The sequence below is a fragment of the Streptomyces sp. So13.3 genome (genome assembly GCF_005860785.2).
Taxonomy (GTDB): domain Bacteria; phylum Actinomycetota; class Actinomycetes; order Streptomycetales; family Streptomycetaceae; genus Actinacidiphila; species Actinacidiphila fildesensis.
The window spans coordinates 1,573,967-1,590,540 of sequence record NZ_CP048835.1 but is presented as its reverse complement, the minus strand read 5'-3'; the positions used below and the strand labels follow the sequence as shown (position 1 = coordinate 1,590,540).

At 70.3% G+C, this 16,574-nt stretch carries 15 protein-coding genes; 12 read left to right on the top strand and 3 right to left on the bottom strand.

Going from position 1 to position 16,574, the window contains the following annotated elements:
- The first annotated feature begins 43 nt into the window (after positions 1–43).
- From C8250_RS07400 to C8250_RS07385, 4 genes are all read left to right on the top strand, one after another.
- Entirely contained in the window at positions 44–1,387 is a 1,344-nt protein-coding gene (locus C8250_RS07400; protein WP_187144767.1) for a glycoside hydrolase family 16 protein, read from the top strand.
- Positions 1,388–1,691: 304 nt separating this feature from the next.
- A complete protein-coding gene (locus tag C8250_RS07395) occupies positions 1,692–2,426 on the top strand; it encodes a DUF4142 domain-containing protein (RefSeq protein ID WP_138356968.1) in 735 nt (244 codons plus the stop codon).
- Between the two features lie 4 nt (positions 2,427–2,430).
- Entirely contained in the window at positions 2,431–3,867 is a 1,437-nt protein-coding gene (locus C8250_RS07390) for a DUF1996 domain-containing protein (protein ID WP_138356969.1), read from the top strand.
- 280 nt (positions 3,868–4,147) lie between these two features.
- A complete protein-coding gene (locus C8250_RS07385) occupies positions 4,148–4,957 on the top strand; it encodes a sigma-70 family RNA polymerase sigma factor (RefSeq protein WP_244809010.1) in 810 nt (269 codons plus the stop codon).
- A gap of 66 nt (positions 4,958–5,023) precedes the next feature.
- Here the strand turns inward: C8250_RS07385 and C8250_RS07380 are convergent, their stop codons facing one another.
- The gene (locus C8250_RS07380) at positions 5,024–6,094 is read right to left on the bottom strand and encodes a helix-turn-helix domain-containing protein (RefSeq protein ID WP_232485637.1); all 1,071 of its coding nucleotides are present in this window, start codon (positions 6,092–6,094) and stop codon (positions 5,024–5,026) included.
- Between the two features lie 616 nt (positions 6,095–6,710).
- Between C8250_RS07380 and C8250_RS07375 the strand changes: the two genes are divergently transcribed.
- From C8250_RS07375 to C8250_RS07360, 4 genes are all read left to right on the top strand, one after another.
- Positions 6,711–7,550 (top strand): hypothetical protein, encoded by an 840-nt coding sequence (locus C8250_RS07375; protein ID WP_187144766.1) that lies wholly within the window; start codon positions 6,711–6,713, stop codon positions 7,548–7,550.
- Positions 7,547–9,019 (top strand): NADH-quinone oxidoreductase subunit NuoF family protein, encoded by a 1,473-nt coding sequence (locus C8250_RS07370; RefSeq protein WP_244809009.1) that lies wholly within the window; start codon positions 7,547–7,549, stop codon positions 9,017–9,019. Before C8250_RS07375 ends, C8250_RS07370 begins: the two co-directional genes overlap by 4 nt.
- Before the next feature lie 212 nt (positions 9,020–9,231).
- Positions 9,232–10,272: an SCO0930 family lipoprotein gene (locus tag C8250_RS07365; RefSeq protein ID WP_306665018.1), complete on the top strand. Its 1,041-nt coding sequence runs from the start codon at positions 9,232–9,234 to the stop codon at positions 10,270–10,272.
- A 163-nt stretch (positions 10,273–10,435) separates the two neighbouring features.
- Positions 10,436–10,855, top strand: a complete 420-nt coding sequence (locus C8250_RS07360) for a hypothetical protein (RefSeq protein WP_138356973.1) — start codon at positions 10,436–10,438, stop codon at positions 10,853–10,855.
- Positions 10,856–10,913: 58 nt separating this feature from the next.
- On the opposite strand, the gene C8250_RS42940 is transcribed toward C8250_RS07360, so the two are convergent.
- On the bottom strand, positions 10,914–11,507 hold the full coding sequence (locus C8250_RS42940) for a hypothetical protein (protein ID WP_203218426.1): 594 nt from the start codon (positions 11,505–11,507) through the stop codon (positions 10,914–10,916).
- A 262-nt stretch (positions 11,508–11,769) separates the two neighbouring features.
- On the opposite strand from C8250_RS42940, the gene C8250_RS42935 reads away from it, so the two are divergent.
- From C8250_RS42935 to C8250_RS07340, 3 genes are all read left to right on the top strand, one after another.
- Positions 11,770–12,717 (top strand): alpha/beta hydrolase, encoded by a 948-nt coding sequence (locus tag C8250_RS42935; protein ID WP_198358284.1) that lies wholly within the window; start codon positions 11,770–11,772, stop codon positions 12,715–12,717.
- Positions 12,714–14,081, top strand: coding sequence for a PLP-dependent aminotransferase family protein (locus C8250_RS07345; protein ID WP_138356976.1), 1,368 nt, complete (start codon positions 12,714–12,716; stop codon positions 14,079–14,081). Before C8250_RS42935 ends, C8250_RS07345 begins: the two co-directional genes overlap by 4 nt.
- A 101-nt stretch (positions 14,082–14,182) precedes the next feature.
- Positions 14,183–15,592 (top strand): class I adenylate-forming enzyme family protein, encoded by a 1,410-nt coding sequence (locus C8250_RS07340; RefSeq protein WP_198358282.1) that lies wholly within the window; start codon positions 14,183–14,185, stop codon positions 15,590–15,592.
- Here the strand turns inward: C8250_RS07340 and C8250_RS07335 are convergent.
- Complete coding sequence (locus tag C8250_RS07335) at positions 15,587–16,243, bottom strand: 4'-phosphopantetheinyl transferase superfamily protein (RefSeq protein ID WP_198358281.1); 657 nt, start codon at positions 16,241–16,243, stop codon at positions 15,587–15,589. The two genes, C8250_RS07340 and C8250_RS07335, sit on opposite strands and share 6 nt — an antisense overlap.
- A gap of 16 nt (positions 16,244–16,259) precedes the next feature.
- Here C8250_RS07335 and C8250_RS07330 point away from each other — a divergent pair, with 16 nt between their 5' ends.
- Positions 16,260–16,511 carry a phosphopantetheine-binding protein gene (locus C8250_RS07330; protein ID WP_164296322.1) on the top strand — a complete coding sequence of 84 codons (252 nt, stop codon included), beginning with the start codon at positions 16,260–16,262 and terminating at the stop codon, positions 16,509–16,511.
- Positions 16,512–16,574 lie beyond the last annotated feature (63 nt).

Below are 16,574 nucleotides of genomic sequence, written 5' to 3'. Positions count from 1 at the left end.
ATCGCGTACGTCTCGGAGCTCTGCAGAAAGGCCACGACCGCCCATGAGGAAAAACGTCCCGCCCGAAACCGCGTCGAGCGCCGCGCGCCGTATGCGGCGTGTTCCGCTCACTGTCTTCAGTGCTCTGCTCATGCTGGTCGCCGGCACCCTGGGTCTGTCCCTATCGGGCGGGTCGGCCGCCGCGGCGCCGGCGCCTCCGGCCGGCTGGACCACGGTCTTCAGCGATGACTTCAGCGGCGCGTCGGGCAGCGGTCTCAACAGGGCCAACTGGCTCTACGACATCGGTACCAACTACAACTACCCGGGTGCGGCGCCGAACTGGGGGACCGGTGAACTGGAGACGGCGACCGATTCAACGGCAAACGTCTACCAGGACGGTGCGGGCCATCTGGTGATCAAGCCGATCAAGGACGCCGGCGGACACTGGACCTCCGGCCGGATCGAGACCCAGCGCACCGACTTCGCCGCCCCGGCCGGCGGTCAGCTGCAGATCAGCGCTTCCATCCAGCAGCCCAACCCGGCACACGGACTGGGCTATTGGCCGGCGTTCTGGGCGATGGGCGCCGCGGCCCGCCCGGTGGGTGCGACCAACTGGCCGAACATCGGCGAGCTGGACATCATGGAGGACGTCAACGCGCTGAGTCAGCACTCGACCACCTTCCACTGCGGTGTCTGGGCCGGCGAGTGCCATGACCCGGACGGCATCAGCAGTGGGCTGCAGGCGTGCGGCGGCTGCCAGACCGGGTTCCACACGTACTCGGTGATCGTGGACCGTACCGACACCGCTGCCGAGCAGCTGCGGTTCTACCTGGACGGCGGTCTGACCTATCAGGTCAATCAGAACCAGGTGTCGACGGCTACCTGGCAGGCGGCCGTCGACCACGGGTTCTTCGCCATCTTCGATGTGGCGATCGGCGGTTCGTACCCGAACAAGGTCTGTGGCTGCACCTCGCCCTCGGCGGACATCACCTCGGGCGCCGGTATGAGTATCGACTGGTTCGGTGTCTACCAGACCAACGGCGGTGGTACCACGAACGGTGGCACGACCAATGGTGGGACGACGACCGGTGGGACGACCACCGGCGGGACGACGACCGGTGGTACCACGGGCGGCACCTCGTCACCCGACTACTCGGCGAGCGCCACCCGGATCAATGCCACTCAGGCGCGGATCTCCTTCACGCCGACCACGGCCGCGCAGTACGTGGACGTGCACTATCTGGTCAACGGGGCGGGTCAGCAGAACTTCCGGATGGCGAACAGCGGGGGTACCTGGACGCAGACGGTCAGTCAGCTTTCCGCGGGCAGCGTCATCACCTACTGGTTCACCTACGAGAAGAACGGTCCCCAGTACGACACTCCGCACTTCACCTACACACAGAGCTGAGCGCCGAAGCCGAGTACGACTGCCGGCCGGTGGGAAGGGCGATCCTCGCGATCGCTGTTCCCACCGGTCCGCGGCGTTCCGGGCATGGTTGCGCCGAGGCCGCGGGCCGGTCATATGCGGGTACGGAACGGTACCAGGGATTCCGGGTAGGGCTCCGATGTTTATCCAATGGTGATGATCCCTCAACAGGAGTGCCACATCCGGCACTAGCGTCCGGTGGCACCCGGGAAGGCGGTGCCCGCCGCATGTCGGTGCGGATCCTCTGCGCCGACATCCCCCTCCCGGCAAAGCGCAAGGAGGCACTGTGCGGACATTCGTCCGGCGATCCGCCCTCGGCGCGTCCGTCGGTTTCCGGTACACCACGGGAACCGTCCTCGTCATCGGTGCCCTCGCGGTGACGCTCGTGGCGCTGCTGATCCCCATGCAGAAGTTCGGCGGTCAGAATTCCGCGGTGGCCGCTCCTCCGATCACGGACGACGGCCTCGGGGTCGTGAACACGCAGTACGGACCGCTGACCCCGCTCGACCGGGACTTCGTCCGGAAGGTCCGGCTCGCCGGGCTGTGGGAGGGCCCCGCCGGCCACCAGGCGCAGCAGCGCGGCACGCAGGAATCGGTCAGGACCGCGGGGCTGCATCTCATCGACGGGCATACCGAGTTGGACGCGCGCGTGCTGCAGGTGGGCCAGGCGCTCCATATCGATCTGCCCAACCAGCCGAACTCGGACCAGCAGGGCTGGCTCGCCCAGATGGATGCCGCCACGGGGGCCCAGTACGACCGGCTGTTCGCCAATCTTCTGCGCCGCGCGCACGGGAAGGTGTTCGCGCTCGTGGCGCAGGTTCGGGGGCAGACCCGTAACTCCATGGTCCGGTCCCTGGCCACCAGAGCCAACACCGTGGTCCTGGACCACATCTCGGTTCTCGAGGAAACCGGGCTCGTCGATTTCGGCGCGCTCGCTGACGGGGCCTCGCCCTCCGGGAAGCCAGTGGTCACCGTCACGGCTTCCGCTTCGACTCCGGAACAACGAAGTGAAGTGAAGTGATCTCATGAGCAAAAAGGACCATAAACGCTCCCGCCTGACGAACAAGACCGTCGCGGTGATCACCGCGCTGGTGTTGGGCGCGGGCGGGGTCGCTTTCGTCGCCGCCAACGCCTCCGCCGGCAACTCGCGGCAGGATTCGGCGAAGACCGAGCAGGTGGGGGCGGCCACGATCGCCTGTCCCGATGTGGGGGACCGGCTGCGTGACGTTCCCGACCAGGCCAAGCCGGAGGTCGACAAGAATCTGGCGCAGCTCGACGCGCAGGTCGCGGACTCGTACAAGCAGCTCTCCGCCGGGCAGTGGAACAAGGACACGTCGCTCAGTGAGCTGCAGCAGAAGCGCAGCGGCACGATCGCGAAGATCGACGACGCGATCTCCCAGGTGGCCCAGCCGCCCGCCGGGCTGGACGAGTTGAGTGCCTGTGAGATGAAGGCCACGGATGTGAAGCCCGGTGACACCGGGGGCGGCGGTCAGGATGACGCCGTTGCCGTTCAGGGCCAGCAGGACGGGCAGGGTCAGGCCGTTCAGAACCAGGCTGTGCAGGATCAGAGCAAGAAGCAGGGCAAGGGCCCGTCGAAGGCGGACTTCGTCGACATCACCAAGGTCCCGCCGAACGTGGTGAAGCCCCGTGCCCGTGCCGGTGCGTCCACCGGTTCCTTCACCTCGAAGTGCGGCGTCAACGCGAACAAGCACCTCAATCCGGACAATGTCATCGTGGCACCGGGTGTGAGCAACGGCGCCCACCACATGCACGACTACGTGGGCAACAAGACCACGGACGCGTTCTCCACCAACGACTCCCTCGCGGCGGCCGGCACGACGTGCAGCAACGGGGACCAGTCGGCCTACTACTGGCCCGTGCTGCGCGTGCAGAACGCCGGCCAGGGTCCGGACGTGAACGCGCCGGGCGGTGGCCAGGACGCCAACGTCGGTACGATCCTGCAGCCGAAGACCACCACGATCCGCTTCGACGGCAGCGCCGTCAGCCGGGTGACCGCGATGCCGCGTTTCCTGCGGATCATCACGGGCGACGCCAAGGCCTTCACGAACGGCACGGCCAACGCGAACGCTTCGTGGAGCTGCACCGGGTTCGAGAACCGCCAGCTGAAGGACAAGTACCCGATCTGCCCGAAGGGCAGTGACGTGGTGCGTACCTTCACCTTCCAGAGCTGCTGGGACGGCAAGAACATCGACAGTGCCAACCACCGGACCCATGTCGCCTTCGCGGACCGCAACGGTGCGTGCGGCAAGGGGTTCAAGGCGATTCCGCAGCTGGTGGAGCGGGTCACCTACAGCGTCCCGCAGGGCGCGCGGATCGCCGTGGACAGTTTCCCCGAGCAGCTGCACAAGCCGGTGACGGACCACGGTGACTTCGTCGAGGCGATGTCGGACCGGCTGATGCGGCAGGCGGTGAACTGCGTGAACAGCGGCCGCAGGTGCTGATGGTAGCGGGAGGGAGCGTCTCCGGGCCGGCCCGGAGCGGTTTCCTCCGCTAGAACCCTCGGGGCTGGGCGCTCCCCATGCCCCCGCCCGGCCCCGAGACGGGCGATGGCCCCGGAGCCGACTCCGGGGCCACCGCCATGTCGTGCCACAATCCTGCCGACCGACCTGTGCGGCGGCTGTGGAACGCGTACGGTTCGGCGCACGTCCCACGGAACACGACTACGGAGCCGGGGCCGAATCCGGAAACAACTCCGTAGTCGCTCGATTGTGCGAGGTGGCAGTGCTGGGCTCTCGCGAAGCCGCGAACGACCGGGAACGCACGGTGGCGCAGGACGCCGTGCCCTCCGACGAGGAGCTCACCCGGCAGCTCAAGGACGGCTACGGCTCAGGCACCGCCAACCCGGCCGCGGGTGACATCCTCTACCGCCGGCACCGCGAGGCCGCGCTCGCGTACGCGCACCGGTGCTGCCGCGATTCGCACGACGCCGAGGACCTGGTGTCGGAGGCGTTCATCCGTACGTTCCAGGCGGTGCGTTCGGGGGGCGGCCCGCTGGGGGCCTGGCGGCCGTATCTGCTGACGGTCGTGCGTCATACGGCCATCGAGTGGGGTGCGGGTGACCGCAAGGCGCTGCTGACGGCGGACTTCGAGTCGTGGTGGCAGCAGTCGGCGGCCGGTACCGATCCGCAGCAGCATCTGCTGGCCAGCGAGGACCGCCAGTTGCTCGTCCGCAGTTTCAACACGCTGCCCGAGCGCTGGCAGGCCGTTCTGTGGCACACGCTCGTGGAGAACGATTCCCTGCCGGAGGTCGCCGCGCTGCTGGGCATCACTCCGAGTGGTGTCACGTCGTTGGCGTTCCGGGCCCGCGAGGGGCTGCGCGAGGCCTATTTGCACGCACATGTGGACAGTGTGGGCGACGACCGGTGCCGGCACTTCAGTGCCATGATCGGTGCGGCGATACGGCGCAGCGGCGCTGTCCGCAGCCGTGAGCTGGCGCGGCATCTGGCGGACTGTGATTCCTGTTCGCGGGCCTACACCGAGCTGCTCGACCTCAACGCGACGATGCGCGCGGCGGTCCCTGCCGGGTTGTGACGCGCCTGCGGCGGATCACGGATGTTTTCCGTGATCCGCCGGGGCGGGCCGGCCGGCCCGGGTGGGTCAGAGGCCGTTGACGCGTGCTTCCCGTGCGACGACCAGTGGGCGGAAGCCCACCGCGACGGTGCGCGCCCTTCGGGTGACCCGGGAGCCGCGCCGTCCTATCTCCGCCATCAGCCGGCGGCTGCGCAGGGCCATCTCCAGTTCGAAGCGGGTGCGTGGGTCACGCAGTCCCTGTCCGAACAGCTTCTCCAGTTGACGCATGCGGTATCGCACCGTTTGGGGGTGCACACTCAGGGCTTTCGCCGCCTCCGGTGCGCCGCCGCCTTCGAGCCAGGCCAGCAGGGTCACTTCCAGCCGTTCGCTCTGGCGTGGTGTCAGTCCTGCCAGCGGCCGCAGCCAGCGGGCCGCCAATGCCTTGGCCAGCGGTTCGTCCTGGAGCAACAGCAGGGTGGAGAGGTGGTCGTCGACGAAGACGGGCCGGGCGTCGGGTCCTCCGGGGGCGGGGGTCAGGGTCAGCAGGCGTCGTGCCCAGCGCAGTGACGATGCGGCGTCACGGACCGGGACGGAGTGTCCGACGGCGGTGGAGCGGCCGCGCAGGGCGGCCTCCAGTGCGCCGCGGGTGTCCGGGTCGGGGCTCGGTATCAGCAGGCACGGTCCGTCGCCGCCCATGCCGACCAGGCAGTCGTCCAGGGTCGCCGCCAGTTGATGGGCCTCGCCGGGGGAACTGACGGCGACGGCCCGGACGGTGTCGGGCAGTGGCCAGCCGGCCCTGCGGGCCAGTTCCGGGAGGACTGCGTCCGGTACCTCGGTGGCACCGGTCAGTGCGTTGAACAGGTCCTGGCGTGACCGGTCGAGGGGTGCCGCGGTGGTGGGCAGCTCCTGGGGGATGTCTTCGTCCTTCGGTGGCTTCCGGTAGCCGAGAGCCGTCAGCAGGGCTTCTTCGAGCCCCTGCCTGACCGTTTCGCGGCCCATGTCCTGGAGAAGGTCGGCGAAGCCGGGAATTTCATGCCGAAGCGCCTCGACCATCTCATCTGCCAGTGACGGGAGTTCCTTGCGCAGAACGCGAGTCCATTCGCCACGGGGGAGGGACCAGATGCGGTTAAGAAGTTCGCACATCTCTACCTCGTTCATGCCGGGGTAAGACCTGCCTGGGGGGAGGACAGGTCTTGCGGAGGTTGCCTCCATCGCCGTCGTCCTTGTCCGGCGGAGGAGTTGAGGGTCCTCCTGCGCCCTCCTAGAGGTTGCTTCCCGCCGATGGTCCCGGAGTTTTACCGGGTCTTTACCACCAGGGTGCGGCCGGGCCGGTTTAGACCCGGTCCGGCCGGAACCGGAAGCACTTGGTTGAGCATCTTCCGCAGTTGCACACCGTGACGACGACGGGGAAGCAGGAACTTGTCACGATGCGATAAATCTTGTGGAGATGCTGGGAAGTTGAGCGATGCTGCTGCACCCCGGGTCACTGCTCGTCGGCTGTGGAGGCGATCCCTCCGAGAATCCGCACCGGAGCCGGTCCGACCGCCGTTGTGTTGCGGCGGGTTCCGGCTCCTCATATCCCCGTGCGGGCCTGTGCTGCCCCGGGTCCCACCAGCTGCCGCCAGGCAGCGCCGATATCAACCCCCTGGGCTCCGGGTGCGACTTGCAGTGCTCGGTACCCCCCGCTCGGGAGGCTTTCCCTATGCCCTTGTCCCCCATGCAGTTCCCCCGCTCGCACGGACCGCGCCAGTCGGGGCGGTCGCACCGAAGGAGAATGAGTGCCGGAGCGGCCGCCGGCGGACGGCGAGCCGTCCGCCGGCCTCCTTTGCTGTCCGGAGCCGGCAGCCGGCGCCCGGTCACCATCGTCACGCTCGTCCTGGCGATCCTCATCGCGTTGGCCGTCGCGGGCAACGCGGGCGCGTTCAGCAGGCCGCTGGACTTCCTGGACTTCGGAGCGGGAGTGCTCTCGCTGGTGTCGCTCACCGCCACCGTGCTGTGGGGTCTGGCATCCACCGACCGGCTGCTGCTGCACTCCAGTCACCGGCTCCTCGCCCAGGGGGTGCACCGGGGTCTGGCGAGCAGCGGACTCGGTTTCCTCGCCCTGCACATCTGGGTGAAGGTGCAACGACAGGAGACCAGCGCGGGTGCCGCGGCCGTGCCCTTCACCGACGGCCGCCAGCCCCTGCTGATCGGGCTCGGCACCCTCGCCGGGTATCTGTTCCTGACCGTGGCGGTGACCGGCGCGGTACGCAGCGCGTTCGCCTCCGGCACGCGCTCGCGCTGGTGGCGGGCCCTGCACATGGGCGCCTATCCGGCCTGGGGCGCGTCGCTGCTGCACGGTCTGAAAGCCGGCCGGCCCGCGAGCACCTGGGTGACGGTGTCCTACATCCTGTGCCTGCTCGGCATCGTCGTGGTCCTCACCGTGCGGCTCAGGACCCGGCAGAAGCGAACGGCCGCCGGAGCGCAGGCCGTGACGGCCGCCGCCTACCGGGTCGTCCCACCGCGTGAGCCGGACCGCCCACCGAGGGCCGCTCTCTACGTGCCCCGCCAGGACACGGGCACCATGGACCGCTCCGGCGGGCGGGTCGACAGCACTGCTGGATGGCGGCCGTGAACGGCCCCCGCCCGGCCATCGGTTGTGTCGGACCGCCCCGGGTGCTCGCCGGACTGGACGAGGTGCCGCGGCTGGACCGTGTCACCCATCTGGCCGTGCACGGCTCGCTGCCCCGGCTGCGGCCGGAGGAACTGCTGGCGCTCGCCGAGGACATCGACCTGCGCGGCCGCGGGGGAGCGGGCTTCCCGTTCGCCCGGAAACTGAAGTCGGTGACCCGGGCGGCCGAGAGCCGGGACGGCCGTACGGCCGTCGTCGTCAACGGCAGCGAGGGCGAGCCCAGCTGCCTCAAGGACACGGCGCTGCTGCTGCACTCCCCGCATCTGGTGATCGACGGAGCACTGCTGGCCGCCGCGGCGCTGAACGCCGAGGAGGTCGTCGTCGGGGTGACCAGGACCGACGTCGAGCAGTCCGTTCGGGACGCCATCTACGAACGCGGCCCGGTCGGCCTCAAGCTCCGGGTGACGCTGCTCCCCGAGCGTTTCGTGACGGGCGAGAGTTCCGCTCACGTCAGCGGGCTGAGCGGCGGTCCCGCGCTGCCCTCGGGGCGCTCCATCCGGACGAGCGACCGGGGCCTGGGCGGTCTGCCCACCCTGCTGTCCAACACCGAGACATACGCCCAGCTCGCCCTCGCGGCACGGGTCGGCGCACTGGGCTACCGCTCGGTGGGCCTGCCGACGGAGCCGGGCACGCTGCTGCTGACCGTCGCCGGGGCCACGGTGATGGAGACACCGACCGGTGTCCCGCTGTCGTACATCCTGGAACTGTGCGGGCTCGGCCCCGGTCAGGGTGTGCTGGTCGGCGGCTATCACGGCAAGTGGCTGGACCCGTACTCCGCGAAGGCGGCGGAGATATCCCGCGAATCCCTGGTCTCGTTCGGCGCGGTGCTCGGAGCCGGAGCGGTGCTGCCGCTGCCCGACGACACCTGCCCGGCCGGTGAGGTGTTGCGGGTCACCCGTTGGATGGCCGGGGAATCCGCAGGTCAGTGCGGGCCCTGCGTGCTGGGGCTGCCGGCGCTCGCCGACACCCTCGAACTGGCCGTCCGCGGAGGCGGCCAGGCCGCGCTCGACGCCGTCCAGGCCCGTATGCAATCGGTCAGGCGCCGCGGCGCCTGCAGCCACCCCGACGGGACGTCGAACTTCGTGGAGTCGGCGCTCGCCACGTTCCCGGACGAGTTCTACGACCACGCGCTCGGCAGCGGCTGCGGCCGGCCGGTCCTGGGGACCCTCCCGCTGCGCGCCGACGAGACCGCCGCGGCGCCGGCCGCAGAAGAGAGCACCGAGCGGCTGCTCGTGGACTGGACGCGCTGCCAGGGGCACGGGCTCTGCATGGACGTTCTCCCCGAGATCATCCAGCTCGGCGCCGACGGCTATCCGGAGAAGGCGTCGATGGAACTGCCCGGGCGGCTGCGCCCGAAGGCGCTGCGCGCGATACGCCGCTGCCCCGCCCTCGCGCTGCGCATCCAGGACTAGGGCGCGTGCCAGGCGTCGTGGGCCAGGCGGGACTTTCGCCACACGCCCTAGACCCGTCCGGCGGGCGGGCTCGACCGCCCGCCCCACGACGGCAATTCCCGTCGTCACGTGGGCAAATGCCCTGCGTCTACGCAGCGTTGAATCTCTCGGTTCTTGCTCTGATGTGACAAGTTTTGATTCGGCTGAACACCCACCAGGGTCTCCCCGTATCCATGAGCAACGGCGAGCGAAGCCGCCGGACCGAATGCGAAGGAGCAGTCATGGTAAACAGGCGTCGAGCGGCATTCGCTGGAGCGGCCACCGTGGTACTTCTGCTGACGGCAGGATGCGGCAGCAGCGAAAAGGGCAACAACGCCCAGGGAACCAATGTCCAGCCCGCTGGAGACAGCAAGGACATCGGGACCGGATACGGCTCGGATTACGGTGCCAGCAGTACGGGCGGATACGGCACCGACGCCCAGGCGGGCGCGAAGAAGGGCGAGCCGGCCAAGGAGCTGGCGGTGCGCAGCGACGGGAAGCTGGGGCCGATCGTCACCGACAGCAAGGGGTTCACCCTCTACCGGTTCGACAAGGACACCGCCCAGCCGCCCAAGTCCAACTGTGACGGCGCCTGCGCCATCACCTGGCCCGCCGTGCCGGCGGACGACGCCACCGCCTCCGCGGGCATCAAGCCCGAGCTGCTGGGTGAGGTCATCAGGACCGACGGCAGCCGCCAACTGACCCTCGCGGGCTGGCCGGTGTACCGCTACGCCATGGACACCCAGGCCGGCGACACCAAGGGCCACGGGGTCGGCGGTACGTGGAACGCGCTGGCGCCCGACGGCAAGAAGGCCGGACAGCAGGCCGCTGCCCCCGCCCCCGGCCCCAGCCAGACCCAGAGCCAGGTCAGCGACGTGCAGCTGTCGGTCACCGACAACGACGAACTGGGCAAGATCATCGTCGACGGCAAGATGCGGACGCTCTACCGCTTCAACAAGGACAGCGCCTGGCCGATGAAGTTCGCCTGCCTCGACGCCTGCCTGAACACCTGGAAGCCCGCCAAGCCCGTCGACAAGACCAAGGTGCGCGGAGTGGCGTCCAAGCTGGTCGGCACCGTCACCCGGCCCGACGGAACGAAGCAGCTCGCCATCGACTGCTGGCCCGTCTACTGGTTCACCGGGGACGAGAAGCCCGGTGACATCAACGGCCAGGGCAAGATGGGTCTGTGGTTCGCGGTCACCCAGGGTGGCAAGAAGGCCGGCGCGGGTTCCTAGCACCGTCCTCCCCGGCGCCCATCCGCACGGGGAGGACCGGGCCCGGCCACCGGGCCCCGGCCTCCCCGTGCGGGCACCCGCCCCGCACGGGGAGAAGAAGCAGAGTCGCGGAACGACGGAATTCCGTAATTCCGACCGAATCAATGGGGTTGATGTGCCGAATTTGCGACTGGGACGTGTCGTCGCGGCGCTGTGTGTGGTCCTGCTGAGCGGCTGCGCCGGGAATGCGCACACGAAAAGCACGGCGGCAGCAGTTCCCACCACCGTACCGGCGGTCGCCGGCCCCGCTTCGATACAGCAGATCGCCGCTGTTCTCGGCTGCAAGGCCGAAATCAGCGTGGTCGCGACGGAACTGCGACAGGGTTCGTGCCGCACCGGGCAGGGCGAGTTCCGCATGCTCACCTTCGCCGCGGAAACCGGCCAGCGCGACTGGCTGACCGAGGCCCAGGCGTACGGCGGCATCTACCTCGTCGGGACCCGCTGGATCGTCACGGCCCAGTCCCAGGAGGCCCTGAAGGGCCTGCGTGCGACGCTCGGCGGAACGATCCAGGCGGCACCGGAGCACGCGGGGCACGGCGGCTGAGCCACCCCCGGGCGTACCCGATGCGTCGCACCGCCCACCGTCCCGCGCGCCCCCCCCGTCACCCACCGGACCGCAGGCTTTTACGCGCACCCAGCGCGGCTGGCGGCGCGACGGCCGGCTCCCGCCGGCGCACCGCCGTCCCGAGGGCCAGGACCGCGACGGGGTCGCCCGATGTGCAGGCCGCCCAGGCCACTCCGGTGAGCAGGGGTCCGACGGCGTCGTGCTCCGGCACAGTGCACGCGGCCTCCAGCATCCCGGCGAGCGCACGCGGTCCGGTGGGCGCCCCGGTCAGCAGATACCGGGTCTCGCGCAGCCAGTCCTCCGTGGGGCGGACCTTCCTGGCGGTGCCGCAGTGCGCGAGGAGTTCGATGACCCCGTCGTCGAACAGCACCGGGCCGAGCGCGTCCCGGACGGCACCGCCGAAGGGTTCCGCGGCGGGAAACAGCCGAGCGTCCCTCTCGAGGAGGTCCGGGGCGGGAGGGATCGCGTCGTGCGGTTCCGGTTCCGGCGGGGCCGGGTCGTGTGACGGCGAGTCGGTGGCGTCAGGGACGTCGAGCGGCGCGCTGGGAGGCCGGCCGTGGCGGCGGGCCCGGAACCGCGGGCGGCTCAGCGCCGCCGCGATCCGCGGTGTCAGCCAGTGCGTCGATGCCATCGCGCCCCCGTCCCCCGACCGCACCGTACCCCGGCGTGCGGAGCCGGCGGGAGCACTTCGCGTGCGAGGAACAAACGGACTGGTCACGTCACTTCACCGCGTTCCCGGTCCCCAGCGCTGCGGGCGGCGGCGGAAACTGCTGCCAAAGCGCCGACCGGACGCGTGGACACCACCCGTGGTGAACGGGTGTGCTGGAGAGCGGCTTTCCGCGGGACCACCGTCCGCTCGCTCATCCGTCTCGTCCGCTCCTTCAGGAGGGCATGTGTCGCTCCATCCCCAAGTGGAGACCCTGCGCGCGCGCCTCGTCGCCGCCGGGACCCGGCCCCTGTACACACTGGATCTCGCCGAAGCGCGTGCGGCCGACCTGGCCGCCGCCCGGTCCGCCGGCGGGGTCCCGGAGCCCGTCGGGAGCGTCCTCGACGCCGAGATCCCGGGGCCCGGCGGGCTGCTGCCCGTCCGGGTGTACCGGCCGGAGTCCGACGGCCGCCCGCTCCCCGTGCTCTGCTACTTCTTCGGCGGCGGCTGGACCCTCGGCACGCTCGACACCTGTGACGCGATCTGCCGCAGGCTCGCCAACGCGGCAGGGTGCGTCGTGGTGACGGTGGGCTACCGGCTCGCCCCGGAGCACAAGTTCCCCGCCGCGCTGTACGACTGCCGGGCCGCCGTCGAATGGATCACCGGGCACGCCGACGCGCACGGCGGCGACGGTTCGCGGCTCGCGCTGGGCGGTGACAGCGCGGGCGCCAACCTCGCCGCCGCCCTGGCGCTGCACCTGCGCGACCACGGAGGCCCGCCGATCGCCGCCCAGTTGCTGGTGTACCCCAACACCGACCATCTCGCCGACACCGCGTCGCGGCGCGAGAACCAGGACACGGTGTTCTTCAACCACCGTTCGGTGGACTGGTACTGGCGGCACTACCTGGCCGATCCGGCGCACGGTGCGGACCCGTACGCGTCACCGCTGCGCGCCGGGGACCTCGGCGGGCTGCCGCCCGCGCTGGTGATCACGGCGGAGTACGACCCGCTGCGGGACGAGGGCGAGCAGTACGCAGAATGCCTCGCCGCCGCCGGGGTGCCGGTGGCGCTGAGCCGGTACGACGGCATGATCCATGGATTCTTCGCGATGCCGGGGGAGTTGGATGCCGCCACCACCGCCCAGGACGAGGCGGCCGCGTTCCTGGCCGAGCGGCTCGCGGAGGTGCGCGTATGACCTCGCCGACTCCCGCCGGAGACACCGCGCTGCGGATCGAGGATCTGCACGGTTCGCTCCGCGACCCGGTGCTCGACGCGATGAACTTCCTCAACGAGGTGGTCTCGCGCTACCCCGAGGCCATCTCGTTCGCGCCGGGCCGCCCCTACGACCCGCTGCTCGACCCCGGCGTCATCACCGACTGCCTCACCGCCTATACCGACCATCTGCGACGGGACCGGGGACTCAGCGAGCCGCAGATCAACACTCTGCTCATGCAGTACGGGCCCACCGCGGGCATCATCCGGGAGCCGATCGCGCGCTCGCTCGCCGAGGACGAGGGCATCGACGTCCCGCCCGAGGCGATCGTGGTGACCGTCGGAGCCCAGGAAGGGATGCTGCTGGTGCTGCGGGCCCTGTGCGCCGGGCCGGACGACGTGCTGCTCGCGCCCTCGCCTTGCTACGTCGGCATCAGCGGTGCGGCCCGGCTGCTCGACATCCCGCTCTTCCCGGTCCCGGAGGGCGAGCACGGGATCGACGCCGCCGACGTGGTGGACGCGGCCCGCCGGGCCCGCGCGCAGGGGCTGCGGCCGCGCGCCCTGTACCTCGTGCCGGACTTCGCCAACCCGTCCGGCGTCTGCATGACCGTGCGGGCCCGCCGGGAACTCCTGGCGGCGGCGGGGGAGGAGGGGCTGCTGGTCCTGGAGGACAATCCGTACGGGATGTTCCGGGCCGACGCGGAGAGCACCCGGCCCACCCTCAAGGCGCTGGACACCGACCGCCGGGTGATCTACCTCGGCTCGCTGGCCAAGACCGGGTTCCCCGGGGCCAGGGTCGGCTATGTCGTCGCCGACCAGCGCGTCGAGGGACCCGGCGGGAGCACGCTGCTCGCCGACCAGCTCGCGAAGGTCAAGAGTATGACGACCGTCAACACCCCGGCGCTCAGCCAGGCTGTGATCGGCGGGCTCCTGGTGCGGCACGGGTACCGGATGCGGACGGCGTCGCTGGCCGCGGCCGCCTTCTACCGGGAGAACATGGCGCGGCTGCTCGACGCGCTCGACCGGCACTTCCCCGAACCGGAGCGCACCGCACGGGGCATCGACTGGAACCGGCCCGAGGGCGGTTTCTTCGTGGTGCTGTCCGTGCCCTTCGACGCGGACGAGCGGGCCCTTGAGCGGTCCGCGGGGCGGCACCAGGTGCTGTGGACGCCCATGAGCCCGTTCTACATCGGCGGTGGCGGTGTGCGCAGGCTGCGGCTGTCGTGCAGCGCGGTGCCACCCGAGCTTGTCGACGAGGGCGTTCGGCGATTCGCCGAATTCGTCGCGGAGTCGGAATCCGCGGCTGTTCACCACTCGGTGGCGACCAGCATTTCCGCCGTCGGCTGAGGGGAATTCTGCCGGTACTGCTCCGGCAACCGCAGCTGTAACGCATGGACTGCCGGAACCGCTTGAGCGAAGCTTGAAGCGTCCTGAGGCGACCGCATCAGGTGGCTGTCCAGTCAGGTGAATGGGAAGTCCGCGTGGACGTTGACGAGCTGTTTCTCGCCGGTCCGGCCGATGAGCCGGTGCTCCGGCTCGGAGAATCCATCGATCGTGGCCGGCTGCGGAAGCTGGTGTCGGAACGGCAGCAGCAATTGCGGGACTCCGGGCTGCACACCGGGGGTTCCGTCGCTGTTCATCTGCCTCCTTCGCTTGAATACATCGCCCATGTGCTGGCCGTCTGGAAATGCGGTGCGCAGGCGATTCTGGTGGACCACCGGTTCACCGAATTCGAAGTGAATTCCTGTGTCGAGCGGCTGGCTCCGCAGTTCATCGTGGAGCCGGCCGAACCGGCCACCGGCATGATGCGCGGCTTCCAGGACACCCGCAGCGTGATCAGGCCGCTGGAGGGCGGCCGTGCGCCCGGGACCGGGCACGCGCTCATCCAGTTCAGCTCGGGCTCCACCGGTCCCTCCAAGGTCATCGGCCGCACGGCCGCGGACCTGGTGGCCGAGGTCGAGCGCTACACCCGGATCGACGGTTTCCCGGGCGCCGGCCACCAGGTGGTGATGCTCGCGTCGATGACCAACGTGCTCGGCCTGGTCGGTGGCCTCCTCAACAGCCTGCACACCGGCGCCGAGATGGTCATACCCCGGCACACCGGCAAGGACGGCATCCTGCGCACCCTCGTCGAGGCGACCGCACCCACCGTGCTCATCGGGGTGCCCTCCCAGGTAGACCTGCTCGCCCGGGTCGCCGACCCGCCCGCGTTGCCGCTGTTCCGACGCGTCATCACCGGCGGCGAGTTGGTCGGCGACGCGCTGTGGAACTCCTTCGCGCAGCGGTACGGGGTACGCATCGGCACGATGTACGGGATGACCGAGGCCGGAGTGATGGCCGTCGACGTCCTCGGTGAGCACCGTCCGGCACTGCTGCCCGCACCCGGTCATGAACTCCGCGTCGAGAACGGTGAACTGATGCTGCGACAGCCGGCGTCGCCCTATCTCGGCGACCCCGACCCGAGCCGGTGGTCGGACGGCTGGCTGCACACCCGGGACGCCGGGACGGTCGACACGTCCACGGGACGGGTGACCGTCCTCGGCAGACTCGACTCCCAGGTGTCGGTCGGCGGGCTCAAGGTCGACCTCAACGAGGTCGAACAGACACTGGCCGGTGCGCCCGGCGTGACCGAGGCCGTGGTCGTCCACGACGGTGCGATCCAGGCGTTCGTGGCACTGGACGGCGGAGGCACCGGTGCGGCCGGGATCGAGGCGTATCTGAGACAGCGACTCGCAGGTTACAAGCGGCCTCGCGCCGTCTACGTGCTACCGGCGCTCCCGCGGACCAGCAGTGGCAAGCCGATCCGCAACGCCGCGACGCTCAACGCCTCCCGGCTCGGCGCGGCGGCCCCGTCATGAGCCGCCGCCAACGGGCCAGGGCCGGCACCCCGCGTGGCCCGATCCGTAGAGCCGCAGAGGCACTCCGGCCGGGGATCCCTGCGCCGCCACCGCCACGACCAGGCCGTACGGGGCGGGCGGCAGGGCGAGCGACAGGTCAGGACCGTCCGGCAGCGGCGCCAGCTCGTCCGCGTCCGCCAGCAGCTCCGGCGGCACCCGCCGCCGCAGTCCGCCGCCCCGCAGCCCCACGCCGAGTGCCTTGCCCAGCGCCTCCTTCGCCGTCCACAGGCGGAGGAAGTCGGGGGTGCGGCCGGCCGCGGGGCGGTCCGCGAGCCACTGTGCCTCGGCAGGGTCGAAGTAGCGCCCGGCCAGCCGTAGGGCTGGCAGCGTTCGTACCGACTCCACATCCACACCGATCCGTCCGGACCGGGTGAGGGCCACGGCGACGACGTCGTCGCAGTGGCTGATGCTCACCTGAAGTTCCGCCCCGTCCGCCCGGGTGAGATACGGGCGGCCCAGTCCGTCGCGCTCGATGCGCGCCGCAGCCGGCGCCCCGAGCAGCTCGTCCGCGACCCGTAGCAGCAGTCGCCGGGCGGCGTCCCGCCGGTCCCCGCAGGCCGGGGCCAGCACCACAGTGACCGCGTTCGGATCCATCGCCGGGCGCGCAGACATGAGAGGCAGTACACCAGTGAAGGACGACATTCGCCAGTTCCTCATCTCGGCCCTGATCAAGATGAAGTACGACCCGGAGACGGTCAGCGGGTCGAGCTCGCTGGGGCCCGCCGGCATCGACCTCGACTCCCTGGGCGTGGCCGACCTCGTGATGCAGTTGGAAGACCGCTTCGGGGTGCAGATCGACGAGGACGAGTCCGAGCGCTTCGCGATGATGACGATCGATCAGATCGCGGAGGAGTCGGCGAGCCGCCTCCAGGCCGCCTAGCGCGCCGGTCCGGCCCGGTCACGAACGGCCCGCCGGCGCTCCCCGCAGAGCCCCTATCACCCT